General features: G+C 48.1%; 25 protein-coding genes. 22 read left to right on the top strand and 3 right to left on the bottom strand.

Annotated features, from left to right (window positions below):
- Nucleotides 1–22 precede the first annotated feature (22 nt).
- The 12 genes from AC0WRU_RS18445 to crcB (AC0WRU_RS18390) all read left to right on the top strand — a co-directional run bounded on the left by AC0WRU_RS18445 (nt 23) and on the right by crcB (AC0WRU_RS18390) (nt 13,871).
- Nucleotides 23–2,266, top strand: coding sequence for an ATP-binding protein (locus AC0WRU_RS18445; protein WP_476125874.1), 2,244 nt, complete (start codon nt 23–25; stop codon nt 2,264–2,266).
- A gap of 45 nt (nt 2,267–2,311) precedes the next feature.
- Nucleotides 2,312–2,605, top strand: a complete 294-nt coding sequence (gene citD, locus AC0WRU_RS18440; protein WP_025682173.1) for a citrate lyase acyl carrier protein — start codon at nt 2,312–2,314, stop codon at nt 2,603–2,605.
- Nucleotides 2,606–3,505, top strand: a complete 900-nt coding sequence (gene citE, locus AC0WRU_RS18435; protein ID WP_476125873.1) for a citrate (pro-3S)-lyase subunit beta — start codon at nt 2,606–2,608, stop codon at nt 3,503–3,505.
- Nucleotides 3,498–5,057, top strand: a complete 1,560-nt coding sequence (citF, locus tag AC0WRU_RS18430) for a citrate lyase subunit alpha (protein ID WP_476125872.1) — start codon at nt 3,498–3,500, stop codon at nt 5,055–5,057. The genes citE and citF overlap by 8 nt, the downstream gene beginning before the upstream one ends.
- A gap of 54 nt (nt 5,058–5,111) precedes the next feature.
- A complete protein-coding gene (locus AC0WRU_RS18425) occupies nt 5,112–6,284 on the top strand; it encodes an NAD(P)-dependent malic enzyme (protein WP_476125871.1) in 1,173 nt (390 codons plus the stop codon).
- Between the two features lie 116 nt (nt 6,285–6,400).
- Nucleotides 6,401–7,444: a [citrate (pro-3S)-lyase] ligase gene (gene citC, locus AC0WRU_RS18420; protein ID WP_476125870.1), complete on the top strand. Its 1,044-nt coding sequence runs from the start codon at nt 6,401–6,403 to the stop codon at nt 7,442–7,444.
- Between the two features lies 1 nt (nt 7,445).
- The gene (gene citX / locus AC0WRU_RS18415; RefSeq protein ID WP_476125869.1) at nt 7,446–7,961 is read left to right on the top strand and encodes a citrate lyase holo-[acyl-carrier protein] synthase; all 516 of its coding nucleotides are present in this window, start codon (nt 7,446–7,448) and stop codon (nt 7,959–7,961) included.
- Nucleotides 7,962–8,034: 73 nt separating this feature from the next.
- The gene (gene citG, locus AC0WRU_RS18410) at nt 8,035–8,922 is read left to right on the top strand and encodes a triphosphoribosyl-dephospho-CoA synthase CitG (RefSeq protein WP_476125868.1); all 888 of its coding nucleotides are present in this window, start codon (nt 8,035–8,037) and stop codon (nt 8,920–8,922) included.
- A 321-nt stretch (nt 8,923–9,243) separates the two neighbouring features.
- A complete protein-coding gene (locus AC0WRU_RS18405) occupies nt 9,244–11,385 on the top strand; it encodes a HelD family protein (RefSeq protein WP_476125867.1) in 2,142 nt (713 codons plus the stop codon).
- Between the two features lie 319 nt (nt 11,386–11,704).
- A complete protein-coding gene (locus AC0WRU_RS18400; RefSeq protein WP_476125866.1) occupies nt 11,705–13,015 on the top strand; it encodes a replication-associated recombination protein A in 1,311 nt (436 codons plus the stop codon).
- Nucleotides 13,016–13,116: 101 nt separating this feature from the next.
- Nucleotides 13,117–13,518 carry a fluoride efflux transporter CrcB gene (gene crcB / locus AC0WRU_RS18395; RefSeq protein WP_025682181.1) on the top strand — a complete coding sequence of 134 codons (402 nt, stop codon included), beginning with the start codon at nt 13,117–13,119 and terminating at the stop codon, nt 13,516–13,518.
- The gene (gene crcB / locus AC0WRU_RS18390) at nt 13,515–13,871 is read left to right on the top strand and encodes a fluoride efflux transporter CrcB (RefSeq protein WP_476125865.1); all 357 of its coding nucleotides are present in this window, start codon (nt 13,515–13,517) and stop codon (nt 13,869–13,871) included. The genes crcB (AC0WRU_RS18395) and crcB (AC0WRU_RS18390) overlap by 4 nt, the downstream gene beginning before the upstream one ends.
- Before the next feature lie 117 nt (nt 13,872–13,988).
- Here the strand turns inward: crcB (AC0WRU_RS18390) and AC0WRU_RS18385 are convergent, their stop codons facing one another.
- On the bottom strand, nt 13,989–14,819 hold the full coding sequence (locus AC0WRU_RS18385) for a PPK2 family polyphosphate kinase (RefSeq protein ID WP_476125864.1): 831 nt from the start codon (nt 14,817–14,819) through the stop codon (nt 13,989–13,991).
- Nucleotides 14,820–14,975: 156 nt separating this feature from the next.
- Entirely contained in the window at nt 14,976–16,097 is a 1,122-nt protein-coding gene (mnmA, locus tag AC0WRU_RS18380) for a tRNA 2-thiouridine(34) synthase MnmA (RefSeq protein WP_476125863.1), read from the bottom strand.
- 304 nt (nt 16,098–16,401) lie between these two features.
- Here mnmA and cymR point away from each other — a divergent pair, with 304 nt between their 5' ends.
- From cymR to AC0WRU_RS18360, 4 genes are all read left to right on the top strand, one after another.
- Nucleotides 16,402–16,821, top strand: a complete 420-nt coding sequence (gene cymR / locus AC0WRU_RS18375) for a cysteine metabolism transcriptional regulator CymR (RefSeq protein ID WP_014282941.1) — start codon at nt 16,402–16,404, stop codon at nt 16,819–16,821.
- 11 nt (nt 16,822–16,832) lie between these two features.
- Nucleotides 16,833–17,984: a cysteine desulfurase family protein gene (locus AC0WRU_RS18370; RefSeq protein WP_476125862.1), complete on the top strand. Its 1,152-nt coding sequence runs from the start codon at nt 16,833–16,835 to the stop codon at nt 17,982–17,984.
- A 134-nt stretch (nt 17,985–18,118) separates the two neighbouring features.
- Entirely contained in the window at nt 18,119–18,640 is a 522-nt protein-coding gene (locus AC0WRU_RS18365; RefSeq protein WP_476125861.1) for a PRC-barrel domain-containing protein, read from the top strand.
- A gap of 10 nt (nt 18,641–18,650) precedes the next feature.
- On the top strand, nt 18,651–18,863 hold the full coding sequence (locus AC0WRU_RS18360; protein ID WP_025682187.1) for a hypothetical protein: 213 nt from the start codon (nt 18,651–18,653) through the stop codon (nt 18,861–18,863).
- A gap of 212 nt (nt 18,864–19,075) precedes the next feature.
- Here the strand turns inward: AC0WRU_RS18360 and AC0WRU_RS18355 are convergent, their stop codons facing one another.
- The gene (locus tag AC0WRU_RS18355) at nt 19,076–21,049 is read right to left on the bottom strand and encodes a methyl-accepting chemotaxis protein (protein WP_476125860.1); all 1,974 of its coding nucleotides are present in this window, start codon (nt 21,047–21,049) and stop codon (nt 19,076–19,078) included.
- 211 nt (nt 21,050–21,260) lie between these two features.
- On the opposite strand from AC0WRU_RS18355, the gene AC0WRU_RS18350 reads away from it, so the two are divergent.
- The 6 genes from AC0WRU_RS18350 (at nt 21,261) to AC0WRU_RS18325 (ending at nt 26,775) form a co-directional block, all read left to right on the top strand.
- On the top strand, nt 21,261–22,328 hold the full coding sequence (locus AC0WRU_RS18350; RefSeq protein ID WP_476125859.1) for an AI-2E family transporter: 1,068 nt from the start codon (nt 21,261–21,263) through the stop codon (nt 22,326–22,328).
- A 372-nt stretch (nt 22,329–22,700) separates the two neighbouring features.
- Nucleotides 22,701–25,334, top strand: a complete 2,634-nt coding sequence (gene alaS, locus AC0WRU_RS18345; RefSeq protein ID WP_476125858.1) for an alanine--tRNA ligase — start codon at nt 22,701–22,703, stop codon at nt 25,332–25,334.
- Nucleotides 25,335–25,470: 136 nt separating this feature from the next.
- Complete coding sequence (locus tag AC0WRU_RS18340; RefSeq protein WP_007431624.1) at nt 25,471–25,731, top strand: IreB family regulatory phosphoprotein; 261 nt, start codon at nt 25,471–25,473, stop codon at nt 25,729–25,731.
- A gap of 9 nt (nt 25,732–25,740) precedes the next feature.
- Nucleotides 25,741–26,157: a Holliday junction resolvase RuvX gene (ruvX, locus tag AC0WRU_RS18335; protein ID WP_014282932.1), complete on the top strand. Its 417-nt coding sequence runs from the start codon at nt 25,741–25,743 to the stop codon at nt 26,155–26,157.
- A gap of 13 nt (nt 26,158–26,170) precedes the next feature.
- The gene (locus tag AC0WRU_RS18330) at nt 26,171–26,473 is read left to right on the top strand and encodes a DUF1292 domain-containing protein (protein WP_025682191.1); all 303 of its coding nucleotides are present in this window, start codon (nt 26,171–26,173) and stop codon (nt 26,471–26,473) included.
- Nucleotides 26,470–26,775, top strand: coding sequence for a DUF1292 domain-containing protein (locus AC0WRU_RS18325; protein WP_025682192.1), 306 nt, complete (start codon nt 26,470–26,472; stop codon nt 26,773–26,775). Before AC0WRU_RS18330 ends, AC0WRU_RS18325 begins: the two co-directional genes overlap by 4 nt.
- Nucleotides 26,776–26,852 lie beyond the last annotated feature (77 nt).

Raw genomic sequence — 26,852 nt, 5'->3', positions numbered from 1 at the left:
TCGATGGAGATGGTAAAACAGGATGAGATTTCAACGAGAGATACTGTTTCATTATCGAAGTCATTTTTCATTCATCACTAAGCTAGCGCTTCCGATTTCTTTTCTAGTTCTGCTGTGGATGGCCTATGGCTCGTATATGGACGGAGAACGTACCGTAATTGAACAGCAGCAGCAGCAATTGCTAACGATTGCCAAGTTAAACAGCACGTCTATTGAATCCTTTTTCGACGAACAAATGCACACGCTGCAAATATTGACAGGAAACCGGGAGATGTCGCTCGCCATAGCAAATAAGAATGAAGCTGTGATTGACGAAAACCTATCTGCTTATTATGCCGCCAAAAAAGATAGCATCTATCGGATTAGCCAGGTGAACCTAGAGGGGAGAGTGGTACACACATTTCCCAAGCGCACACGTAGAAATGCGATTAAAGCCTATGAATTAATCAAGGATGATATACAAAGGGTGCTGCGAGAAAAAAAACCGTTCATCGCAAGTGCCAAGCTGGAGAGGCAAGGCAATTATATTGTGCATCTGTTTCAGCCTGTTTATCTCGATGGGAAATTTCAAGGTGCGCTTATCAGTGTGGTAAATCTAAACGCTGTGTATGAGAAGCTGTTGAAGCCGATTCGCGTGGGGACCAAGGGTTATATCCATGTCAAGGATCAGCAAGGCTACTATCTCATGCACCCGAGCGAAGAAAATATCGGGTTATCGCTATCAGCGATTAAGGCTAAATACCCGGGGCTTGATTACCGCGACCTAGAGAAACTTTTCAAAATGCAGCTTACCCAGGAACAAGGCTCGGCTTTCTACCATTCGTACTGGTGGGGTGACGAATTCTATACCAAGACGAAAAAGATCGAGGCATTTTCCCGTGTTCATCTCGGTGACTCATTTTGGGTGGTTGCCGCCGCCATGAACTACGATGATGTGAGAGAACCGATTGCACAAAATCGAATTAAAACCATTGAGATTTTTTCAATGATCGTCCTGACGTTGGCTTGTGCCGTTTATATCATCATGAGGACGAAGAAAAATAAAGAGGCTCTGGAATACGAGACGAGGTATTTGCGGGAACTGAATAACAAAAACGAGCTGTTGAGAAAAAAGGATCTACAATTGCAGCACTCGCAGAAGCTACAGTTGATCGGCACGATATCAGGGGAAATCGCCCACGATTTCAATAATTTGCTAACTCCCATCAGAGGCTATGCAGAAATCATGCTTAGCAGGATAGAACCTGCTGAAGAAATTTATGATTACGTCAGTGAGATTTATGATGCTTCCGAGAAAGCAAGATTGATAATCGAGGAAATCCTGCTATTGAGCCGGCTGGAGAGTGGAAAGGTCAAGAAAAACGCTCCGGTCAAGGTTGAAGAACAGGTCGAAGAGGCACTGGGACTCGTAAAATCCTTCCTCTCGCCCAAAGTGAATGCTGTGTTCAAAAAACGGGTAGATTCAGCCGTTATTTTTGCAAATAAAGTACAGATTCATCAAGTCATTATGAACCTGTGCAACAATGCCTATCAAGCAATGAAAACAATCGGTGGCGAACTAAAAATCATATTGGATACCATTCCCTTGCAAGAGGTAAAAAAAATCCGCGAGAACGTCTTGGAAGTCAGCGATTACGTTACTTTATCTGTCTCGGATACGGGTAAAGGGATGAGTGACGATACCTTGCAGAAAATCTTTGATCCTTTTTTCACAACCAAACCGACAGGAGAGGGTACGGGGCTTGGATTGTATATCGTCCAAAGCATTCTCGAAAAACATCAAGGATTTATTACCGTGGATTCGGAACTGGGCAAGGGTAGCACGTTTACGGTGTATCTGCCGAAAACGGAGTTTGTAGCAAAAGAGACAGAGATAAATAAGAACCCTGTGTTTACTGAACAAATGCGCATTCTTTTGGTCGATGATAAACAACGCGTATTGAAAGCGATGAGAAGAGGACTGGAATCGTATGGTTTCCACGTTGAGACAGAATCAGACAGTGTGGAAGCATTGCAGCGGTTTGAAAAGTCTCCAAACCATTACGATCTGGTCATTACGGATCAGGCAATGCCTTATCTGACGGGTACGGAATTGGCTGAACGTATCAAGGTAATCAACCCAAGTATGAAGATCATCTTGATTACCGGTTATGTCGAGGATCATGTGGTGGCATACAAGGAGAGATTGATCATTGATGAATACATGTGTAAGCCTGTAGCAGGTTCAGATATGGCACAAATGATTTACAAGGTTATGCAATCCTGAAGATGGAGAGTATCTACCATCCAATTGGCAAAAGAGGTGTAGACATTGATTATTCAGCAAGTAGGCATGGCCGGTACACTGGAATCAAGTGATATTACGATTTCCATTGAGCCGAACGGAACGAAAGGTATTGAAATCGAGTTGAAAAGTACCGTAGAGAATCAGTTTGGGAACCAGATTCGCAAAGTGATTCTCGAAACATTACAAGGAATGGGCATTGAGCATGCATATGTCCGCGCGAATGATAAAGGCGCACTGGATTGTGCTATTAAGGCTAGAGTAATGACAGCCGTAAGCAGAGTGGTCGAGGGTGACTGCCGACCATGGGAGGCGGAATAGATGCAGAAACTGAGAAGGACCATGTTGTATGTTCCAGGGAATAACCCAGGGATGATCCGGGACGCCCATATCTATGGGGCAGATTCGATTATGATCGACCTTGAGGATTCCGTTTCCCTATACGAAAAAGATGCGGCGCGTTTGCTGGTTTACCAAGCTTTGAAAACCTTTGATTTCGGGGGCATTGAGGTGCTGGTCAGGGTAAACCCACTCCATACGCCGTATGGCAGAGACGATTTTGAAGCGATTGTACGAGCGAAGCCAACTGCCATTCGATTGCCGAAAACGGAGACCGCCGATGACGTGATTGAGGCGGATGAATTGATTACCAAAATTGAACAAAAGATCGGCATGGAGCATGGGACAATCAAGCTTTTTGCAGCGGTTGAGAGTGGCATGGGCGCATTGAATGCGGCACAAATTGCGGTTGCCAGCAAGCGGCTTATCGGTATCGCCATCGGAGCGGAGGATTTTGTCACAGACCTGAAGACAACGCGCTCGCCAGAAGGCATTGAGCTATTGACAGCACGAAGCCTTATATTATTTGCGGCAAGAGCTGCTGGCATTGCTGCTGTCGATACAGTCTACTCGGATGTAAATAATGAGGAAGGCTTTGCGAACGAGGTGAAGCTGATCAAACAGCTAGGCTTTGATGGCAAATCTATTATTAACCCGCGTCAGATCGAGATTGTAAACCGCATCTATACGCCAACAGAAGCAGAGATCAAAAAATCAAAGCGGATCATTGAGGCCAGTCTCGAAGCGGAGGCAAAAGGCTCAGGTGTGATCAGTCTCGACGGTAAAATGATTGACCGTCCGATTGTAGAACGTGCGCGTAGAGTGCTTGACCTGGCGGAAGCGGCAAAAATAAACGTAGAGTTAGGTGAATGTTATGCTTAACGGTGCTGGGAGAGAAATTCCTTTAGCTATTGAGGGACTTGATGCGATAACTCCCTTTGATCGCAAATCGACTTACGGGCAATTTAAAAATACAGAACGGTTAAAAGAACGCCAGCAAAATCCTGCCAAAAACAAAATCATGGATTCGATGGAGAAAGCCATTGAGGCTACAGGCTTGCGTAATGGGATGACGATCTCGTTCCACCACCATTTCCGCAACGGGGACTTTATCGTGAATATGGTTATGGATAAAATCGCCAAAATGGGTATTCGTGATCTTGTCCTGGTAGCCAGCTCCTTGACGGATATTCATGCGCCGTTGGTAGAGCATGTGCGAAACGGTGTCATCCGCAGAATCGAGACCAGTGGCCTTAGAGGCGAGCTGGCTCAGGCATATTCCTACGGATGGTTTGATATTCCGGTGACGATTAACTCTCACGGTGGTCGCGCAAGAGCGATTGCATCAGGGGAATGCCCGATTGACGTAGCCTTTTTGGGCGCTCCTTCTTGCGATGCATACGGCAATGCAAACGGAACTTCCAGCGCAAACGAAGCTCCATCGGCATGCGGCTCCCTGGGTTATGCCATGGTAGATGCACAATATGCGCGCAATGTTGTGATGATCACTGACCAGTTGGTCTCCTATCCGAACACTCCATTCGCCATTCCTGAAACCCAGGTGGATTATGTGGTCGTCGTGGATCGCATCGGTGATCAGAAGGGGATTGTCTCAGGGGCTACCCGTTACACGAAGAATCCGAAGGAACTGTTAATTGCCAAAAACGCGGCAGATGTGATTGAAGCATCCGGATATTTCGTGGATGGATTCTCATTGCAAACCGGCTCCGGGGGTGCTGCGCTTGCAACTACCAGGTTTCTGCGGGAAAAAATGCTTGCCGCCAATATCAAAGCAAGCTTTGCACTGGGTGGTATTACCCAACAAATCGTTGACCTGCATGAAGAAGGATTGATTGAAAAGCTTTTGGACGTGCAGAGCTTCGACCTGCGTGCCGTAGAATCGCTGAGAAAGAACAAATTCCATCAACAAATTTGTGCGGAATATTACGCAAGTCCTGAAAATATAGGCTGCGCTGCTCACCAACTGGATGTTGTTGTGCTGAGTGCGCTGGAGATTGATCTGAATTTTAATGTGAACGTAATTACCGGGTCCGATGGGGTCATCCGTGGAGCTTCCGGCGGACACTGCGACACTGCCGCAGGTGCTGCAGTATCGATCATCGTCGCTCCGCTGATTCGCGGAAGAATGCCTGCCATTCTTGATCGTGTAAATACCATTATCACACCAGGTCATACGGTTGACGTACTGGTTACCGATCAGGGCATCGCTGTGAACCCTCTCCGCCAGGATCTGCTGGCTAGCTTCAAAGCCGCCAAGCTCTCTGTCTTCACGATCGAAGAGTTGCAAGAGAAGGCTACGCGGATTGTCGGCAAACCAGAGCCGATTCAATGGGAAGATAAAATTGTGGGTGTTATCAAATATCGTGATGGTTCTGTAATTGATGTAATTCGTCAAGTGAAACAAGGACGCTAAAATTATAAACCAGGAGGAGGAAGTATTGAGCAGCTGCTCAGTACAAACAAACTTATGAGTATAAAAGAAGCCGCCTTACAGGCACACCGCGTAAGAAACGGTAAGCTGGAGATTGCAGGGACAGTACCGGTCGTAAGTAAAGAGGATTTAGCGATAGCTTATACACCTGGCGTTGCCGAGCCATGTAAGGAAATCGCCAAAGATAAGAGCAAAGCCTATGAATACACGATTAAAGGGAGCACCGTGGCGATTCTGACGAATGGGACAGCAGTGCTAGGTCTGGGGGATATTGGCCCTGAGGCAGGGCTGCCTGTCATTGAGGGCAAGGCCTTGTTGCTCAAAGAATTTGGTGGGGTGAATGCGTTCCCTATCTGTATCGACAGCACGGATCCAGACGAGTTTGTGCGCACGGTTGAAGTGATAGCCCCAGGTTTTGGAGGCATTCATCTTGAAGACATCAAGGCGCCGGAATGCTTCTATATTGAAGACAAATTAAAAGAAAAACTGAACATTCCGGTTTATCATGATGATCAGCATGGAACGGCAGTTGCTGTGCTTGCAGGGTTATTTAATGCCTTGAAACTTGTGGGCAAAAAAATGGAGGATGTGCGCATCCTCATCAATGGAGCAGGAGCTTCGGGTATTGCCACCGCCAAGCTATTGCTTGTTGCAGGAGCGAAGCGTATCGTTCTCTGCGATATTAATGGTGCCTTGGTCGAAGGCGACACCTCTCTCAATGAACCTCAGCAGCAAATCGCCAAGCTGACGAATCGTGATAAAGAAACAGGCAGCCTTGCAGAAGTCATCAAAGGCAAGGACATCTTTATCGGCTTATCGATTGCAGATGTGATGACAAAAGAAATGGTGCAAACCATGAGCAATGAAAGCATCATTTTTGCCCTTGCCAATCCGATTCCAGAAATTTTGCCGGAGGAAGCACACAAAGGCGGAGCAAGAATTGTTGCGACCGGCAGATCGGATTTTCACAACCAAATCAACAACCTGCTGGCATTCCCCGGTATTTTCAGAGGCGCGTTTGATGCCAAGGCCACGGACATCACGATGGAAATGAAATTAGCGGCAGCCAGAAGCATCGCAGATCTGGTAACAGACGGGGAGCTTGATGATGCCTATATTGTTCCAGATGCGATTGACAAAAGTGTAAGTGCAGCAGTTAGCAAAGCAGTAAAAATCGTCGCAGAACAAAGCGGTGTTGTAAGAAAATAAAGACATTGTTTTTTCAGAATAAATAAACAGGATGCGCATCTTATCCTTTCGCTTGCAGAGTGTGGGATGCGTCATTCTACTTATTCTGACTTCCATGCAGAAAAACGGTGATCATTATGGCTATGTGGATGGAACATTTGCGTGAAGAGATTTTAAATCCAACCTCTGAAGACGCTCAAAGAAAGCTTCGCGATTTCCTCAAGCGCCAAGGTCTTAGAATAGACCATCAAATTGAATATACGATGGAAATTGTAGATGGCAGCGACATTGCCGCTACGGGTTCCTTTTCAGGCAGTGTACTGAAGTGCATTGCTGTGGATGAAGCTTATAAAGACCAGGGGCTATCGGCACAAATTGTTAGCCATTTAGTAAATGAAGAATACAGGCGGGGAAGGGCTCACCTGTTTATGTATACAAAACCAGCAAATAAACAAATTTTCAAGGATCTCGGCTTCTATCCAGTCGTGGAGGAACCCTCCAAGGCTGTCTTGTTGGAAAACCGATGGGATGGTGTCCGGCAGTATCAGCAAGAGCTTTTGCAGGAATCGGGCGATCTCGTGCCTTCGGCTGCGATTGTCATGAACTGTAATCCATTCACACTTGGACATCTGCACTTAATCGAGCATGCAGCGGCGGCTTGGGAAAAGGTGCATCTTTTTGTAGTTTGGGAGGACCGATCCATTTTTCCATCAGATGTCAGATATAGACTAGTGGAAGAAGGCGTGAGACATTTGGCCAATGTGATCGTGCACAAAGGCAAAGACTATATCATCTCGGGCGCAACGTTTCCTTCTTACTTCCTCAAAAATGATGAAGAGGCAGCAAGTACGCATATATCACTAGATTTAAAAATATTTAGCCAGTATATAGCTCCGTTGCTAAATATTCAAAAACGGTATATCGGTCAGGAGCCAAGCTGTGTCTTGACCCGCAGGTACAACACGATCATGAAAAAATTACTGCCTTCCGTTGGAATAGACGTAGAGGAAATACCGCGATTGCTATGGGAAAGGGATGCCATCAGCGCCTCTGCGGTCCGCAAATATATCCGTCTGGGCCAAATGGATAAAGTGAAGCAGCTTGTACCGGACACGACCTATCAGTTTTTATTGTCAGTGGAAGCTGGAGAAATCATCAGGCGGATCAGGGAGATGTCATAACATGTATTCGTATGAGGTTACCCTTGAAGAAATGCTACAGGCACGCGAAAACCGGGCAGATAGACAAAGACAACTGATCCGCAGGTACGCGGTACCTCTGATCAGCATGACGATCAATATCCCAGGACCACAGAAGTCCTCTCCAACAAGTAAATACGTTTTTCAAGAAGGCTATCGTATCTTGCTGAGTCAGCTGGCGGTGAACCCAATGACACCGCTGCACAGTGAAGCGTATGATCTGCTAACAGGCCCAGAAGCATATGTTGCCGTTCAGGCAGACGCGCGAATATTGAAAAAGTTGGTCATTGCGATTGAAGATGGGCATCCACTAGGAAGATTACTGGATCTGGATGTGATTGGACCCAATGGAAGGGCAATCTCCAGAGCTGAACTTGGCTTGGGCAAGCGAAAATGTCTCATGTGCGAGCAGGCTGCGCATGTATGCGGACGGAGTAGAGCACATGCACTTCCCGAATTGCTGGAAGCTATCAAAGCACTGGTGGACAGTTATACGTGAAAGCATCAAGTAGTCAAATGAGCATAATCGTTCATCTTCATTAAAAAATCAGGGAAGAAGGTTGTTGGTATGTATGATTGCAACAAGCTTATTATGTGAAAGCATTGGTCAACAAGCTGTCCTTGCGCTGCTAACAGAGGTCTCCGCCAGCCCAAAGCCGGGACTGGTAGATCGGTTTAATCGGGGTGCTCACAAGGATATGGACTTCTTTACGTTTATGTCTAGTGCGGTCGCACTTTCCGGCTATTTTGAAAGATGTACACAGGCGGGAGGTTCGTTTCATGGAGAGGATCTTCGTATACTATTTGCGAATCTGCGCCCCTTGGGACAGGAAGCCGAACAGGCTATGTTTGCCGCAACAGGCGGGGTGAACACACATAAAGGTCTTATTTTTTCGCTAGGAATTATTTGTGCCGCCGCCGCGTATTGTTGTACGACACGAGCAGCTGCTAGCAGACTGGATGAACAAGTCATTTGTGAGACCATTGCTCAGATGACCAAAGGTTTATGTGCGAGTGAGCTTGCATCCCTGAAAAAATCAACAGGCTTAACGGTCGGCGAACGGTTGTATAAAGAGTGGGGCATGACGGGCATACGTGGCGAGGTGGAAGCAGGCTTTCCTACCGTACGAGAATATGCTCTGCCCGTCTATCGTGAGTTGAAGTCATCGCAACGATACCATGTGAATGATATCTGTGTTCAAACCCTGTTACAACTGATGGTTGTCAACGAAGATACGAATGTCGTTGGTAGACACGATAGGGAGATGCTAACCTATGTCCAGCAATATGCCAAGCAGGTGCTAGAGGCGGGCGGTATCTTGTCAGAGAGAGGTGTCGCCATGATTCATCAAATGAACGATGATTTTGTGCAAAAAAATGTTAGTCCTGGTGGCTCTGCTGATTTACTGGCAGTCACAATCATGCTGGAATATTTATGTCTGGCGCCACCTGCAATATAACGGCAATGTGGTTCATAGCCGATCCATTTTAATGAAGAAGGGCTGTCCCTAAAGTGATATGTTCCCTTTACAACAGACAGGTTCATTCGTAAAACCTACTGCTGTAAGAGGGATTTTTTTTATGAAAAGAAATAATTGTGAATGAAGCTATGTTGATTTACGTGTTTAATAAGAAGTATTTCATATATGAAAACAGGCGTATTAGGAAATAAGATTGGATTTTTGTGGTTAAATATGTTACGCTTACTTTCCTTTTTTTGTGTCGGAGCAAGTGAATGGGATGCAGAAATCGAGACTTGATATTCTTAGGAGGTAACTGAAATGGAGAACGGGTTTCAAAGTGCCTATCAAGAAGAACAGCACAGGCTGTCGCTTGCTATGGAGGAAATTGATCGCAGATTGGAACGGCTTCGCAATACGCCGGTGTACACGGGGCATGATTTTACGGAGCAGGTGCTGGAATCCGGGCGGGAGGAAAAACGCCAGGCTTTGGCAAAAAGCGCACAGGAGCCTTATTTCGGACGTATGGATTTTGACGAACGTGGCAGGGGACAGCGTAAGCCGCTTTACATCGGCAAAATTGGAGTGGAGCGTGAGGAAGCGTCTGCGTATCCGCTTGTGATTGATTGGCGCGCGCCGATTGCCAGCTTGTTTTATTCTTTTACAGGCGGTGAAGAAACCGCGTCCTACGAAGCTCCTGAGGGAACGATTGAGGGCTTGGTGTATCTAAAGCGCAACGTTGTTATTCGTAAAAGAATACTAGAACGGGTAGCTGATACGTACAACCGTGAAAGCGACGAGCCTGCGGTTTCCGATGAATTTCTCGTCTATCGTCTGGGAGAAAATAAGGATAACCGATTGCGGGATATCGTATCTACGATTCAGGCGGAGCAGGATCAAATCATCCGTGCAGCTAAAAATACAGCCCTCGTTATTCAGGGGGTAGCGGGTAGTGGCAAGACGACGGTAGCGCTGCATCGTCTCGCATTTTTGCTGTATCAATACAAGGAGCAAGTAACGGCGGACAAGATGGTTATTTTTGCACCGAACCATATGTTTCTCGATTATATTTCAGATGTACTTCCAGAGCTGGGGGTCGGAAATATTCAGCAAAGTACATTTGCGGACTGGGCGCTTAACCTGTTGGGTCTGGATTTACCTATAGCTGATCCTGCTGAAACGTTAGCTTATTGGTTTGAGAGCGGCAGCCTCAGAACGGAATCCATGGATGAGGCGCCGGGGCGATTCAAGGGTTCGATTCACTTTATGAAGCTGCTTCAAGCTTTTGTGGAACGGCTGGAGCCTGTTTCGGTGCCGGAGGGAGATTTTTCACCATGGGATGGGACGGTGCTTCCGCGAGCCGAGATTTTGAACTGGTTTAATGAGGAATACAGGCCTTATCCGCTTGCAAAGCGAAAAGAACGCGTACTTGCAAGAGTCCATCGCTGGATTGAAATGGAGCTGAAAAAGTCCCCCTCAGCGGCTGCGCTCAAGGAACGTAAGAAAAAAGCGGGACCCCGGGAGAAGGCATATGCTAAAAAATGGCCACAATATGACGCACTGACGCTTTACAAGCAGCTTTTTCAGGCAGCAAAAGGATTACCCGCAGACACGGCTGCGGAGTTGAAGGCTTCTTTGCCTGCTGCTATTTTTAAGACCACACAGTCGGATCTGCGTAAACAGGTTATCCGCGAAGAGGATCTTACTGCGTTGGTATATCTTCATGTGCTGATTCATGAGGTAGAATCATCTCAGCGTTTTGACCATGTGGTCATTGATGAGGCACAGGATTTTTCACCTTTTCATATCGCATTGCTCGATTTGTTCGTAAAAGGGCATTCCTTTACCATACTTGGCGATTTGTCGCAGGGGATTCACGAATACCGTGGTGTACATGCGTGGGAGGAAATGAGTTCTCTTTTTGCGCCGGAACATACGGGGTATTTTGCACTTACGCGGAGCTATAGATCGACCTTGGAAATTATAGAATTTGCAAATACGATTTTGGAGCAGGGGGTTCGCGGCGGCATTACGGCAGTTCCGGTATTCCGTAGCGGCGATCCGGTGCGTACACTGCCATATGGTACATCAGGGCGTGAACAGAGTTTGCTGACCGCTCTGCAAGAGCTTTCTTCCAAGGAATATCGCACTGTATCTGTGCTGACACGTACCTTGAAGGAAGCTGTGGAGCTGCATGAGGCTTTTACGAATGCAGGGTTAGATGTGAATCTGATTGACGGCGGTAAAAAGCAATACGAAGGCGGCTTGTCCGTTCTGCCTGTGTACCTGTCCAAAGGGCTGGAGTTCGACGCAGTCATTGTGGCGGATGCCGACCATGAGCATTATGGAGAACGGGCATGGGATGCCAAGCTGCTGTATGTGGGCTGTACCCGTGCGCTGCATGAGCTGTGGCTGTTACATGAGGGTGCGCTTCCGAGTTATGTACAGGAACAGGTGAAGTAACTGCTTAAGCTACCATAATGGCGAACATCATGGGAGTCATATGTCATATCAGTAATAAGAACAGCCGCGAAATTTATCTTTCGTTCGGCTGTTCTTTCTTTTGCTTGCCAGGTTGCAGGTATGTAAATATATAGCGATGCCGTGACTGTGCTATCTGCAACTTGTCTGTGGGTATGGTAGAATAAAAGGCGGTTCATACCGTTTTTAGGAGGATAGATCGCTTGAATTTTCAGGGTTTTCACCGCATGGGCGAACACGATGTATATGGACCCCGCAGGGGTAGAGTGTTCTCTCATATCACCATAAGGAAGTGAATAAAATGGACTTATTTTCATATTCCCAGGATTCGACGCCAAGCAATCGGCTGCTTGCTGACCGACTGCGTCCGACTTCGCTGGACGAATATATTGGACAGGAGCATGTCGTTGGTCCGGGCAAGCTGCTGCGTAGAGCTATAGAGGCAGATCAGGTTTCTTCCATACTCCTGTATGGGCCGCCGGGATGTGGCAAGACGACGCTGGCGCATATCATTTCACAACACACGCAAGGCGAATTTGTCCGCCTGAATGCAGTGGAAGCGTCAGTGAAGGACGTGAGGGAGGTCATTGACCGCGCACAAACGAATAAATCTATGTACAGCAAAAAGACGATCCTGTTTCTCGATGAGGTACATCGTTTCAACAGCTCGCGTCAGGATGCATTGCTGCCTGCGGTGGAAAAGGGTACGATCGTGTTTATCGGCGCCACCACCGAAAACCCCTTTCACTATGTGAACGGCGCCTTACTGAGCCGTTCTACATTGTTTCAGCTCGAATCGCTGACGCAGGAGCATTCGCTGGCAGCCATGCGCCGCGCCTTGGGCGATGCGGACAAGGGGCTCGGCTATATGCAGCTTCAGGTGGACGAAGCTGCGCTGGATCACATCGCGTCCATGGCGAACGGCGATATCCGCCGCGCCTTGAACGCGCTGGAACTGGCGGCGCTCACGACGCCTCCGCTGGCAGACGGCACGATTCACGTGACGCTGGAAGTCGCGGAGGAATCCATTCGCCGCCCGATTGTCAAGGCAGACGAGTCTACGCAGTATGACGTGCTGTCCGCCTTTCATAAAAGCATTCGCGGCTCCAGCGACGCGGCGCTGTTCTGGTTTCTGTACGCCGTGGAGAAGCTGGGTATGGACCCGATGACCTTTCTTCGCCGCCTCATCGCGGCGAGCAGCGAGGATATTGGCCTGGCAAATCCGCAGGCGATGGTGCAGGCAGTGAGTGCGCTTGAAGCTTATCGCAATAACGGCTGGCCGGAGGCCAAGCTGAACATCGCGCAGGCTATTTTGTTCGCCGTGGAGAGCCCAAAATCGAATGCCGTATATACGGCGATTTCACGGGCAATGTCGGCTATGGACGACATTAAATCTGCTGAGGTGCCGCTGCATTTGCGCGATGCACATTACAAAGGCTCGGAGAAGCTCGGTCATGTCGGCTATCAATATCCGCACAATTATCCGAATCATTATGTGAAACAGCAATATTTGCCTGATTCGATAGCAAACCGGACCTTTTACCAGGCTACAGAGCAGGGGAATGAGTCGAAAATCAGACAAAACCAGCAGTGGCGGGATTCACAGTCGTAAAATATATGCAGCAGACGGATATACGTAGTGTGTAAGATAAGGTTTAGCCACTGTTATGGTTACACTATGAATACTGCAAGAGTGAAGAAGGGGACATAAAGATGAAAGACGTGCTATTCGTCGGGGCAGGAGGAGCGCTCGGAACCTCTGCCCGTTACGGTGTACAAACATTGCTGCCTGCGGCAGGGGCCGATTTTCCACTTGGCGTGCTGTTCATTAATTGGATCGGCTGTCTGTTTCTCGGCTGGTTCTTTACGGTAACTTTGCGGTCGTGGCGGATCAAGCCTCGCTGGCGACTTGCCATCGGAACAGGCTTTACTGGGGGCTTTACAACCTTTTCCACCTTTGCAGTGGATGCCGTGCGTCTGACGGTTCATGATCGTGCGCTTACGGCTGTGTTGTATCTGTTGCTCAGTGTATGTGGAGGTCTGTTTTTGACATGGACAGGTATTCGTCTGGGCACGAAAATGACGCAAGCTGCCCCCAAGGAGGGAAGCTTATGATCTGGTGGGCGGCGGCAGGTGGAATGGTCGGTACATTGGCGAGATACGGGCTTGGCATGTGGGCTGGAAAAAGGTTTGGCACCGCATTTCCTTGGGGAACATGGATCATTAACATCAGCGGTTCATTGCTGCTCGGCTGGCTGTACGGCGAATTTACGCAGCACAATCTGTCTCCTGCACTTTGGATACTGCTAGGGACAGGCTTTTGTGGTGGCTATACCACCTTTTCAACATTCGGGTATGAATCTCTCCAACTGATGGAGCGTAGAGAATATCGGCGTACGGCTGTGTATGTGCTGTCTTCGGTGGTGGTAGGAGTTGTAGCTGCGGCTGTAGGGTATGGGGTTAGTTGACGCAATAAAAGCCTCCAGAATCCCTACCCCCGGCATTTTCAGCCTTAAGTAAGGTTTCGGAAGCTTTTTTATTCGGTGTGTTAATTGAACATATGATGGAGTGCTGTGCCTGCGAAGCTATTTTTTATCCCGTTCTTTATACAGCTCAGGCAAAAGGGATTCCAGTTCCGGTCTTGGTTCAGGATCGGACAGCTTCATTTCCTCCAGCGTTTGGACGGCAATTCGCAGCACGGTATAATCCCTGTACCAACGGTTATCCGAAGGAACAACATACCACGGAGCCTGCTTGGTTGCACTTAATTCGAGTACGTCCTCATAATATTGGGTATATTGCTTCCAAAATTTACGTTCCTGCAAATCACTCGGATCAAGCTTCCAGTTTTTATGCGGCTTTTCAATCCGGTCGATCAGCTTCTCCAGCTGGAATTGCTTTGAAATATGTAAAAAGATTTTGACGACCTTTACACCGCTATCCAGCAACAGTTGTTCAAAATGTTTGATATGTTTAATATTTCGTTTGGCCTGCTTGTCGGATACCTGACCGTGAACACGTGTAATCAGCACATCCTCATAATAAGAACGGTTGAACGCCGCGATATATCCCCGCCCCGGGGTTACGCTGTGGGCACGCCACAGGAAGTCGTGACTTAATTCTTCGGCTGTAGGCGATTTAAAACTGTGGACTGTCACACCCGCCGGATTGAGGTTGGAAAATACCTGCTTGATGACTCCATCTTTTCCGCTGCAATCCATACCTTGGAATACAAACAAAACCGCCTGCTTCTTTTCCGTAAATAATTTGCTTTGTAATACCGCGAAACGTTCCTTCAATTGATCTGTTTCCTGCTGAATTTCTTCTTTATTTCTGATATCCTTCGTATCCTTGGGGTCCCACTCTTTCAAAGAAACCTTCTTACCCGGCGTCAGCATTCCCAATGAATCAGACATAGAGGCACGCTCCTTTTCAATTGAAGTATGATTTCTTGTCTACATCATATACCCAAATGGAGAAAAGAGCATCTTTTCATAAAAAAGACATCCCTCCACAAATAGGAGAGACGCCTTCTTTTTAAATACTTATGCCAACGCGAAACGGGCATTCATTTAAACCGTTTCAGGCTGGAGCTTTTCAACCTTGTCAATGGTTCCGCCGCCCAGACACCGTTCGCCATCGTAAAATACGACAGCTTGTCCGGGCGTAATAGCCTTTTGATGTACGTCGAATACGACGTGTACGGTTCCGTCCTCAAGCCATTGTAAAGTCACTTGTTGATCAGGCTGGCGATAACGGAACTTGGCTGTACAACGAAATTCACCGGAAGGACGCGTATCCATGCCCGCTATCCAGTTTACGTCGGTTGCGATCAGGCTGGTAGAATACAGGCTATGGTGACGGTCACCCTGTACCACATACAAAATATTCTTTTCCAGATCCTTGTCAGCTACGAACCACGGTTCGCCTGAACCGGAGCCGCCAATACCTAAGCCTTGCCGTTGGCCGAGTGTATAGTACATCAGACCATCATGGCGTCCTTTGACTTCACCTGTAGCGATATCCACCATGTCTCCGCCCTTAGCAGGCAGATATCCGCTCAGAAACTCCTTGAAATTACGCTCGCCGATGAAGCATACGCCTGTACTGTCCTTCTTCTTGGCTGTATACAGTCCCGCAGCTTCCGCGATTTTGCGGACTTCCGGCTTCGGCAAATGCCCGATAGGGAACATCGCCCGAGACAATTGCTTTTGGCTCAATGCATTCAGGAAATAGGTCTGATCCTTGTTGCTGTCTACACCGCGAAGCAAGGTAAAACGACCGTCTTCCTCCACAACCCGGGCGTAATGTCCTGTAGCAACATAATCCGCGCCCAAATCCAGCGCTTTATTGAGAAATTCGCCAAATTTAATTTCGCGGTTGCACATGACATCCGGGTTTGGAGTACGTCCAGCCTTATATTCATCAAGAAAATACGAGAATACTTTATCGAAGTATTCTTTTTCAAAATTGACGGTATAGTAAGGAATGTCGATCTGCTCGCAGACACGGCGTACATCCTCCGCATCCTCCTCAGCCGTACAGCGGCCGAATTCATCCGTGTCATCCCAGTTTTTCATGAAGATGCCGATTACGTCATAGCCCTGCTCCTTCAGCAGCAGCGCGGTAACGGATGAGTCGACGCCCCCGGACATGCCGACGACGACACGGGTTTCATGATTGGCTTTAGCCATGGTCATCACCCAATTCTTTCAATATTGTTGTAGAACCCTCCTATTATAGCATAAACGATAATAAGTTACGATGGCTGGATGATCCAACGACACGGAGGACGATGGGAGAAAGCTCCATAAAATGGGCCAAAGCCGTTCCAAATCGCCTGAAAACAACTTTTTTTAAGATTGTTACCGTAAAGTTTCCCTTTACCTGCCCTAATATGTTAACATAAGCTGAGGGTTAAGATCGGAATAGAGAGGTATATAACACCAGTTATTCCGCGTGTTTAACGGAATTGTTACTATAAGTGAGGTGGCACAATTGAAAATATCAACAAAAGGACGTTACGGCCTGACGATTATGATGGAACTTGCAGCCAGGTTTGGTGAAGGTCCGACGTCATTGAAAAGTATTGCCGAGAAAAATCAGCTCTCCGAGCATTATCTGGAGCAGCTTATTGCGCCTTTGCGCAATGCAGGTTTGGTAAAAAGTATCCGTGGTGCTTACGGCGGTTATATTCTGGCGGGTGAACCGGCAGGTGTAACGGCTGGAGACATTATTCGTGTATTGGAAGGTCCGATTTCTCCAGTGGATTTCACTGAAGAGGACGATCCGGCGAAGCGTCAGCTCTGGCTACGGATTCGTGACAGTATTGCAGAAGTGCTGGATTCCACTACGCTCAAGGACTTGATCACATACCAGGAACATGATGAATTGGACAACTACATGTTTTATATTTGAGGTGAATTGACATGAACAGAATTTATCTGGATCATGCCGCATCGACTCCTATGCATCCTGAGGTTGCGCAGACTATGATGGACATCATGACCGGCCAATTCGGCAACGCTTCAAGCGTTCATGCCTTTGGTCGGGATGCCAAGCGCACCGTCAGCGCTGCGCGGGATGCCGTTGCGGCCTCTTTGGGCTGCAAGCCCGAAGAAATCATATTTACAAGCGGAGGGACAGAAAGCAATAATCTGGCCCTGTTCGGGACGGCTACAGCAGATGGCCGCACTTCGGGCCATATCATTACGACTGCCATTGAGCATCATGCGGTACTTCATGCTTGCGCTGAACTCGAAAAAGCGGGTTACGAAGTGACCTATGTGCCAGTCAATAGCCTTGGGCGCGTCAATCCAGCGGATATAGAGGCTGCAATTCGACCGAATACTTTTTTGATCAGCATGATATATGCCAACAATGAGGTAGGCGTAATTCAACCGATCCATGAGGTGGGGCAGATTGCGGGAGAGCATGGCATTGTATTTCACGTGGATGCGGTTCAAGCTTACGGACATATACAGATAGATTGCCAGAGCCTTCCGGTTGACTTGCTTAGCGTATCCGGTCATAAGATTAACGGCCCGCAAGGCGTTGGAGCTTTGTATATCCGTCAGGGTACACGTATCCAGCCTTTGATGCACGGGGGACTACAGGAGAAAAAACGCCGTGCAGGGACGGAAAACATTGCCGGGATTGCAGGCTTGGCTAAAGCAGCTTCTCTTGCCAGCACCTCTATAGAGGAACGTTGGACGCACGATATGAATCTTCGCCAAACGCTACTCAAAGCACTGGAAGACACTTTGGGCCGAGACGCTTTTGTAATCAACGGCGACCCTGAGCATTTTTTACCGAATGTTCTGAATCTCAGCTTCCCGGCTATCGGTACGGAGACCATGCTGATGAATCTGGATATGGAAGGAATTGCAGCAGCCAGCGGTTCAGCTTGTACATCAGGGTCCTTGGAAGTGTCGCATGTATTGCAGGCGATGGTTCTTCCTGAAGATGTTTTGAAATCAGCGATTCGGTTTAGCTTCGGTTTGGGTAATACTACGGAAGAAATGGAATACACGGCCAAGAAAATTGAAACCATATGGAAGCGGCTGCGTACTGAGTACTAGGGATTTCTCCGCACTTTATATAGAAGGGAGGGGCGGTTTTCCATTTCATTGCATGAACGGAACCAAGGTCTGACACGCATGAAGGAAAAGGACCGCACCTCCGTTCGGATTGCAGAATGAGGAGGCACCCTATTATGAAGCTTCAGGATATGATCGGACTTGCCGTTTTTGATGTTGAGGACGGGAAGCAGGTCGGTAAAATACACGATTTTATGGTGACGGCTGATTGGGAAATTACAGGGATCGAGTTGGAGGGCAAGGGCCTTTTTTCTTCTCAAGTGAAAATGGTAGCTTGGGATGACATCGTCGCTTATGGCGAAGATGCGATTATGATTCGCAATCAGCAGGCTGTCCGTAAAACGGAGGCCAATGGTATACAACATACGTATTTGCTTGGACCCGGTAAACTGAAGGATTTATCCGTGCTTACAGAGGAAGGGCTTATGCTCGGACATATTTCGGATGTTTATTTTGACCAGGAAATGGGCAATAACATAATAGGCTTGGAAATCAGCGATGGTTTTGTATCGGATATTATAGAAGGGCGGAAATGGCTGCCCTGCACCGAAGAAATGTCCATCGGGGAGAATGCTGTTATGGTGCCCCCGTTAAGCGAGCAGCGTTTGGAAAAAGCCATATATTCTGTTAATGGATAGGGTGAGTTTATTGAGATGTCCGAATTGTAATTCCAAAGATATCGGCAAAATCGGTTCCCATCAATTTTATTGTTGGGGATGCTTCATCGAACTTCAAGTGAATGGTGAAAAAATGTCCGTCTACCAAGTGGAAGAGGATGGAACGCTCAGTTCGCTGGACGACCTGTTCTTTGGAGATGACATGGCACAGCAGGACCTGCCGCAAATCCATGCTTCTTCCTAAGTTCACTCTGGAGTAGGGACAGGCAGTCCATCTAATGTGGTGTGGACTATACCGTTCGGCAGATGAACGGATAACAGATAGGCCATGCTTGATGAATAACGAAGAGGGTGACTCCCGATGGCTGTAATAGCCTGGGAGTCACCCTCTTTTTCATGTAGATTCCTGTCTAGATGTATAGCATGCTGTTTATCTGTCTTTTAGGTAGAAGTGTTTTACAGCTTAAAGCGTTTAACCTCTTCCAGCAGCAGGTCTGCGTGCGAGTCAAGTTTGGCGGAAAGCTCGGCAATATTGTTCATGGAGTGCCCTTGCTCCTGCACGGAGGAAGCCACCTCCTCGGTGGAAGCTGCGCTTTGCTCAGATACGGCGACTACGCTGGAAATAACATCGGAAATATGTCCGGCGTTTGTACGGAGATGACCAGCCGCAGCGGATACGTCCTCAATCTGGGTAAGCATATGCTGAGAAGCTCCCCGTATGGACTCGAACGCCTGTCTCGTTGCGGTAGCCGCACGCTCCTGTTCTACTGTTACAGCGAGAGCCTTCTTCATTTCCTCTGCGCTCCGCAGTCCCGCAACCTTGATTTCCTCCAGCTTGTGCATGATGCTGTCACTGGAACTTCCTGCTTGTTCAGCCAGCTTGCGCACTTCCCCGGCAACGACGGCAAAGCCGCGTCCGTGTTCCCCGGCGCGGGCTGCTTCAATGGAAGCATTCAGCGCAAGCAGGTTTGTTTGTGTTGCGATATCATGGATGGCCCCCGCCAGCAGTCCAATATCCTGTGTTTTCAACGTGAGCGAGTCTACAGCTTCACCTACAGCGGTTGTGGTTTGTCTGGACTCGACTGCAAGCTTCGCTTGACGCTCCGCTGTTTCGTACCCGGCCAGCACGGCAGAGTCCGTTTCCAGCACGGCGGCTTGGGTTCGCTTGACGCTTTCACCGATCTGGTCGATGGAGCCTGTCATATGCGACAGCTTTTCAGAGCCGGAATATACAGCTTCAGCCTGATCACTTGCTCCTTGGGCAAGCTCCTGAACCGCACTGGATATTTGGGATGCAATGGTTCCGGTATCCTTGGCGTGCTGGTGCATATCATGAGAAGCTGAGCAGACCTCGTCAGCCGTATCTGCCACTTTGCGCAGCAAGTGAGAGAGATTATCCGACATGATATTAAAATCCGTACCCAAGCTGGCAATTTCATCTTTGCCCTTAATATCCACACGTGCTGTCATATCCCCTTCAGCCACCCGCTTGACGTTCGCTTGAAGCCTCCGAATCGGCTTGATAAAGTTGTTCGCCGCCCAGATCGCCAGTACCATAGCAACGACAAAGATAATAGCAACGATAATGAGCAAATAATTACGAGTGGAGTAATACTCCTGAAAAGCAATATCTTTTGAAATAGACAAACCTACAATCCAGCCTGTACTGGGCATTTTCTTAAAATAAAGCTGGCGATCACTGCCATTGTAGTTGTAGTCGGCTTTTCCCGAAGGGGCGCTTAGCAGGGCAGCAGTTGATGACCCCAACTCGGGCGTATCTCTGAGATTTTTACCAGCCAGCTTGTTGTCTGGATGCGCGACCACGACTCCATTTTGGTCAATCAGAAATGCGTAGCCCAATCCGTTCAGGTTTATACTTTTAACCATTTTTGTCATATCGTTGAGCAAAATATCCTCGCTGACTACACCAGTGATGGAGCCATTCGTATCCTTGAGAGGCTTCGCAATCGAGATGGTGAAATCCTTGCTACCTGCATCAATGTACGGTGAGGAATAATATATTTCTCCCTTGGTTTTGGCATCCTTGTACCACGGACGGACGCGAGGATCATAACCCTCTTCAAACCAATCAGAGCCGCCCCAGTATGTTCCATCCTCAAAGCCTACGTAAATGTTGGAAATAGCTTGATCTTTATAATTCTGAAAGGCTGCCTTCAGTGAAGCCACTTTGGCATCTGATGATATATTGCTGGATTGCAGCCCGGCAGCCAGTGTTTCGATAATTTTGGCGTTTCCGTGTATCCATCCGTCGAGCTGGTTGACGGTCTCGGAGGCTTTGCTATTCATAAGCTCTTGGATATCATGGTTAGCCTGATTTTTAATGCTTGTCAGGGCAATCACGGACAAAGGTCCTGCTGAAACGACAACAATGCAGGTAAAAAGGAGAATAAGCTTCATTTTCAAATTCATAAAAATACCCCCGATGATTCAGAAATGTGAAAATTTAAGATAGTTCTTTTTATGTATATCGTCAGACGTAATCACTTTGTTAATCATTTTCAGTCGTTTTCATAATTTTTTTACAATGGTTATTTTTGGGTGCCTTCAGATCTACAGGAAGGATTAAAGTAAAGGTACAGGCATATACTTAAAAGAGGCTAGTCCGGTAAGGGGGCATGGTATGGAGCAATTAACGAAAAGCAGGCTGTTCCGATACGGAATATGGACACTGCTGGGACTCGTCATTCTGTATTTTATCTGGCTGCTGCGGCCTTTGTTTTTGCATCTGTATGATTTTCTGAAAACGATTATTGCGCCATTTGCGGTGGCGATGATTATTTCCTATGTGCTTAATCCTGTAGTCAATATGCTGGGCGGACGCAAGGTACCTCGAAGTGTAGCTGTTCTGCTCATTTATGCCGTATTTTTGGGCAGCCTCGTCGTCATTCTGATGAACCTGATTCCGATGTTTATTGAACAACTGGATGAGCTGAATGAGCACCTGCCCGAGCTGACCATGCATGCACAGGGATTAATGACGAACATGGACGGAAGTATTTTACCCCAAGGGGTACGCTCGGGCATGAATCAGTGGTTTTTTCAACTCGAAAATCGGATGGCTACAGGCATTGCGGCTTTTATGGATAACATCGGCGGGATGATCAATATGTTGTTCAATGTGTTCATTGTGCCGTTTCTCATTTTTTATATTTTAAAGGATTTCGATGTGTTCGAACGGGCCATTGTGTCTTATCTCCCGCGATCCCGCCGCAAGGCCATTGTAACGGTGCTCAAGGAAATTGATCAGGCGCTTGGTAACTATGTGCGTGGACAACTGCTGGTGTGCGTCATTATCGGGGTGATGGCCTATATCGGATATATGCTGATTGGCATGCCTTATGCGCTGCTGCTGGCAGGAGTGGTGGCTGTGTTCAATATCGTGCCGTATTTAGGCCCCTTTTTGGGGGCTGCTCCGGCGGTTGTTATGGCTTCTACGGTTTCCTTTAAAATGGTGCTGCTGGTCGCAGTGGTCAACACCTGTATTCAAGTACTGGAAAGTAACGTCATTTCTCCCCAGGTGGTTGGACGAACCTTGCATTTGCATCCGATTGCCATCATTTTCGCACTGCTGGTGGGCGGGGAAATAGCAGGAATAACCGGGTTAATTTTAGCGGTTCCGGTGATGGCGGTCTTGAAGGTGGCGCTTCAGCATTTTTTTGCTTATTACGTGAAGCGCAAAACGATCTGATTTCGTCCATATACCGTATGTATCTTGTCTGAAATCGCGTTGACATGGCTAAATGACACGGATATACTGAATTGAGTATGTTTAAAAGGTTTAAAAGGTTTTAAATTTGTTTATCCAGTAGGGAAAGCTCATTTCGGAGTGCGGGCTGAACCCGCCGGGATGCTCCCGTTACCAGTGAAAACAAGGCGATCGCTCGTCCGTTAATCAGATGCCTGAGTGTGCAGCTTGCGCATGTAGCATTTCGTACAGAGGGGACGACGATAACCAGGGTGGTACCGCGATACAATCGTCCCTGATCCGTTCAGGGGCGTTTTTCTGTTTTTTATGGCCTGTGCCAAGTACAAGCGACACCATAATTAGGAGGCTACTTAAATGAAAGCTAGTGAAATCCGCTCCAAATGGCTGGAGTTTTTTGAAAGTAAGGGACATGTGATTGAACCAAGCGCACCGCTTGTTCCGCATAAAGATCCTTCCCTGCTGTGGATTAATGCGGGTATGGCGCCGCTTAAACCTTATTTTGACGGACGGGTGAAGCCCGAAAATCCGCGTATCGCCAATTCGCAAAAATGTATTCGCACGAATGACATTGAAAATGTCGGCAAAACGCGCCGTCACCACACCTTTTTCGAGATGCTCGGTAATTTTTCGATTGGCGACTATTTTAAGGAAGAAGCCATTGTGTGGGCGTGGGAGTTTCTGACGGATCCGAAGTGGATCGGCTTTGACCCGGAGCGTCTGGCTGTAACCGTGTATCCTGAGGATGAAGAGGCGTACAAGCTGTGGAACGAAAAGGTGGGGCTTCCTGCTGAACGTATCATCAAACTGGAAGAAAACTTCTGGGATATCGGCGAAGGCCCTTGTGGACCTTGTACGGAAATTTTTTATGATCGCGGCGAAGCTTACGGCAGCGACATGACGGACCCTGAAATGTACCCGGGCGGGGAAAACGAGCGTTATCTGGAAGTATGGAACCTCGTATTCTCACAATTCAACCATAACAAGGATGGCAGCTACACGCCGCTTCCGAACAAAAATATTGATACAGGCGCCGGATTGGAGCGTTTTGCATCCATTTTGCAAAATGTGGATTCCAACTTCGATACGGATATTTTCCAACCGATCATTCAGAAAACAGCCGCTATGGCAGGGGTTAAATATAACGAAAATGTGGACAGCGATGTGGCTCTCAAAGTGATTGCCGACCATATTCGTACCGTAGCTTTTGCGATTGGTGACGGTGTACTGCCTTCCAACGAAGGCCGTGGTTATGTTATCCGTCGTTTGCTACGCCGTGCTGTGCGTTACGGAAAAATGCTGGGCATGAACCGTCCATTTATGTTTGAACTGGTGGAAACGGTGGGGGATGTCATGGGTGTGTACTACCCTGAGGTGGTGGACAAGCGTGATTTCATCATCAAGGTGATCAAAACAGAAGAGGAACGCTTCCACGAAACGCTAACGGACGGATTAGCTATTTTGGCTGATATCAGTGCTCAGGCAAAAGCGGAAGGTCGCGAGGTCATCAGTGGAGCAGACGCTTTTAAACTGTATGATACGTATGGTTTCCCATTCGATCTCACGGAGGATTATGCGGACGAGCAAGGCTTAAAAGTAGACCGTGAAGGCTTTGATGAAGCGATGCAGGAGCAACGGCAACGTGCGCGTGACGCTCATCAGGACAATGCCAGCATGAAGATTCAGGGTGGAGCCTTGTCTGACCTGGCGGTTAAAAGCGATTTTGTTGGATATAATGACCTTGTAACCGAGTCTAAAATTGTGGCTATTGTATATGAAGATGTGCTGGTGGATAGTGTTAGTGAAGGACAGACTTGTCAGGTTGTGCTGGACGTGACTCCTTTTTATGCTGAAAGCGGCGGACAGGTTAGTGACCATGGCTTGCTGCGCGGGGGTACGGTAACGGCGAAGGTCGAAGGACTGTTCAAGGCACCTCAAGGCCAACATGTACATCAGGTCGTCGTCGAAGCCGGTGAGCTGAACGTTGGCGATACGGTGAAAGCGGAAGTAGACCAAGCATCTCGCGGTGAAATTGAAAAAAATCATACCGCTACGCATTTGCTTCACAAAGCGCTTAAGGAAGTACTGGGTGACCATGTCAATCAGGCGGGTTCTTTGGTAGAGCCTGGGCGTCTGCGTTTTGACTTCTCCCATTTTGGAAGCATTACACCAGAAGAGCTGGCGGATATTGAGCTGCGGGTAAACCGTGCCATCTGGAGCCAACTGGATGTTAATATTGAACTGAAACCGATTGATGAAGCCAAGGCTCTTGGAGCGATGGCGCTGTTCGGTGAAAAATATGGAGATATCGTTCGTGTCGTCAAGGTAGGCGATTACAGCATTGAGCTGTGCGGCGGCTGTCATGTGAGCAACACCTCACAAATCGGACTGTTCAAGCTTGTCAGCGAGAGCGGCATCGGATCGGGTGTTCGCCGGATTGAAGCGGTGACCGGACGCGTTGGCTTTGAATATATGGAAAGTCAGTTGGAGCTGCTAAAAGTATCAGCAGGTCTGATGAAGTCCAAGCTGTCCGAGGTGCCAAAACGCATCGAATCCTTGCAGCAGCAAATTAAAGACCTCAGTCGTGAAAATGAATCGCTGCAAAGCAAGCTGAGTGTTATTGAAGCGGGTCAGCTGACCGATCAGGTCGTGCAAGCTGGCGGAGTGCAGCTGTTGGCTGCACGCGTGCAGGCTTCCAGTATGGATGCGCTGCGTGCGATTGCCGATGAGCTGAAAGGCAAGCTTCCGGCTGCTGTGCTGGTGCTCGGGGCTGCGATGGACGACAAAGTCAATTTTGTCGTAGCTGTACCGGCAGAGCATACCAAGGCTGGGCTTCATGCAGGCAAGCTTGTGAAGGAAATCGCTGCGGTATGTGGCGGTGGTGGGGGTGGTCGTCCGGATATGGCGCAAGCCGGAGGCAAGGATGCCAGCAAGCTGGACGAAGCGCTCGTGCGCGCCCGTGAATTGGTAGTGGCGGCTTCTCAAGGATAAAGTTCGATGATTTTTGCGGAATTTTGGAAAAAACCGGACTTAGACATTTCCTTGAAGGGCTCTGCTTATGGTATGATGTATAAGAATAAGCTGGCATAAACATGTACACATGTTTTGTGGAAGCGAGGTGTCAACAGTGGATTCCATGGACAAAACGGTCAAATTTAATGTCAAGGCGGATGAGAAGGAAGCTTCTGCTCAGGAGATTTTGTTGACCGTATATGATGCTTTGGTGGAAAAAGAATACAATCCGATTAATCAGATTGTCGGGTATTTGTTGTCAGGAGATCCGGCTTATGTGCCACGGCATAATAATGCCAGAAGCCTGGTACGCAAAAAAGAACGCGATGAATTGATTGAAGAGCTGGTTCGTTTCTATCTGGCCAAGCACCGTTAGGAGACAGGCATGAAAGTAATGGGATTGGATTACGGGGACCGCCGAATTGGGGTCGCCGTAAGTGATGCCTTCGGCTGGACCGCCCAAGGATTGGAAGTCATAGAACGACGCGGTGACGACAGTGAGTTCGGTAAGATTGCAAATCTGGTCCGTGACAATGAGGTCGGCGAGGTTGTAGTAGGCTTGCCGAAAAACATGAACGGTACCGTGGGTCCACGCGGTGAGATTTGCATAGAGTTTGCTAACCGACTCAAGGAGTTACTGGGTTTACCCGTTCACCTTTGGGATGAACGGCTGACGACGCGTTCGGCAGAGCGCACGCTCCTGGAGGCCGACGTCAGCCGAAAAAAACGCAAGCAGGTGGTAGACAAACTGGCCGCAAGCCTGATCTTGCAAAACTATTTGGACGCACACAGTACAAGGTGAGGGGGATTTCGTAATGGCTGAAAATCAAGTGGGTATGGAAGAAGAGCCGGAAATTATTTACATTGCCGATGACGAGGGCAACGAGGAAGAGTTCGAGGTCATTATGAAGTTTGAGGTAGACGGTTCCGAAGCGAAGTACATGATGGTTGCGCCAGTGGACCCTGAAGCGGACGAGTCCGATGTGTACGCCTTCCGTTACGAGGAAGAAGGCGATGATATTAAATTGTTTGTGATCCAAGACGATGCCGAATGGGAAATCGTTGAAGAGACCTTTAATACATTTGTGGAAGAAGAGGACGAGGAAGACGGGAAATGACGAACTATTCACGTGAAGACCTGAGCTGGACCTCTGATTTGAAGGAAGCGTTCGGCGGCGATGTAGAGCTACAGGATGAACAGGGCCGTGCGGTACGCATGGAACTGGAAGCAGAGTTCAAGGTAGGAGAGCAACGGTACGCCGTATTGCGTAAACCTGGAGCTGCTGAAGGCGAGCATGAGCTGTATCATGTGAGCCCATCCCCGGAAGGTGAAATTTCCATCACCACGATTGAGGATGACGATGAGTGGGAAGATATTTCCGAGCTGTATGATGAATGCACACTGCCGGAAGAGCTGTAAGGTCTGGATAACGAGGAGATCAAACCTGAAAGGGCGGACCAGTCCGCCCTTTTTGGCTGTGAAGGAGTTGGGTGGAA

The organism is Paenibacillus sp. 1-8 (assembly GCF_056316205.1).
Note: the sequence above shows the minus strand (reverse complement) of the source record. Positions and strands in the feature narration are given on the sequence as shown.

Excerpts from the sequence above, each read along its gene's own strand:
- AC0WRU_RS18405 (WP_476125867.1), top strand. The coding sequence starts at position 9,244 with ATGGAGAACGGGTTTCAAAGTGCCTATCAAGAAGAACAGCACAGGCTG.
- AC0WRU_RS18355 (WP_476125860.1), bottom strand. The coding sequence starts at position 21,049 with ATGAATTTGAAAATGAAGCTTATTCTCCTTTTTACCTGCATTGTTGTC.
- AC0WRU_RS18385 (WP_476125864.1), bottom strand. The coding sequence starts at position 14,819 with ATGTCTGATTCATTGGGAATGCTGACGCCGGGTAAGAAGGTTTCTTTG.
- citX (WP_476125869.1), top strand. The coding sequence starts at position 7,446 with ATGTATTCGTATGAGGTTACCCTTGAAGAAATGCTACAGGCACGCGAA.
- citE (WP_476125873.1), top strand. The coding sequence starts at position 2,606 with ATGCAGAAACTGAGAAGGACCATGTTGTATGTTCCAGGGAATAACCCA.
- AC0WRU_RS18350 (WP_476125859.1), top strand. The coding sequence starts at position 21,261 with ATGGAGCAATTAACGAAAAGCAGGCTGTTCCGATACGGAATATGGACA.
- AC0WRU_RS18400 (WP_476125866.1), top strand. The coding sequence starts at position 11,705 with ATGGACTTATTTTCATATTCCCAGGATTCGACGCCAAGCAATCGGCTG.
- crcB (WP_476125865.1), top strand. The coding sequence starts at position 13,515 with ATGATCTGGTGGGCGGCGGCAGGTGGAATGGTCGGTACATTGGCGAGA.
- AC0WRU_RS18330 (WP_025682191.1), top strand. The coding sequence starts at position 26,171 with ATGGCTGAAAATCAAGTGGGTATGGAAGAAGAGCCGGAAATTATTTAC.
- AC0WRU_RS18370 (WP_476125862.1), top strand. The coding sequence starts at position 16,833 with ATGAACAGAATTTATCTGGATCATGCCGCATCGACTCCTATGCATCCT.
- alaS (WP_476125858.1), top strand. The coding sequence starts at position 22,701 with ATGAAAGCTAGTGAAATCCGCTCCAAATGGCTGGAGTTTTTTGAAAGT.
- AC0WRU_RS18365 (WP_476125861.1), top strand. The coding sequence starts at position 18,119 with ATGAAGCTTCAGGATATGATCGGACTTGCCGTTTTTGATGTTGAGGAC.
- ruvX (WP_014282932.1), top strand. The coding sequence starts at position 25,741 with ATGAAAGTAATGGGATTGGATTACGGGGACCGCCGAATTGGGGTCGCC.
- mnmA (WP_476125863.1), bottom strand. The coding sequence starts at position 16,097 with ATGGCTAAAGCCAATCATGAAACCCGTGTCGTCGTCGGCATGTCCGGG.
- citG (WP_476125868.1), top strand. The coding sequence starts at position 8,035 with ATGATTGCAACAAGCTTATTATGTGAAAGCATTGGTCAACAAGCTGTC.
- crcB (WP_025682181.1), top strand. The coding sequence starts at position 13,117 with ATGAAAGACGTGCTATTCGTCGGGGCAGGAGGAGCGCTCGGAACCTCT.
- AC0WRU_RS18325 (WP_025682192.1), top strand. The coding sequence starts at position 26,470 with ATGACGAACTATTCACGTGAAGACCTGAGCTGGACCTCTGATTTGAAG.
- citC (WP_476125870.1), top strand. The coding sequence starts at position 6,401 with ATGGCTATGTGGATGGAACATTTGCGTGAAGAGATTTTAAATCCAACC.
- AC0WRU_RS18425 (WP_476125871.1), top strand. The coding sequence starts at position 5,112 with ATGAGTATAAAAGAAGCCGCCTTACAGGCACACCGCGTAAGAAACGGT.
- AC0WRU_RS18445 (WP_476125874.1), top strand. The coding sequence starts at position 23 with ATGAGATTTCAACGAGAGATACTGTTTCATTATCGAAGTCATTTTTCA.
- citF (WP_476125872.1), top strand. The coding sequence starts at position 3,498 with ATGCTTAACGGTGCTGGGAGAGAAATTCCTTTAGCTATTGAGGGACTT.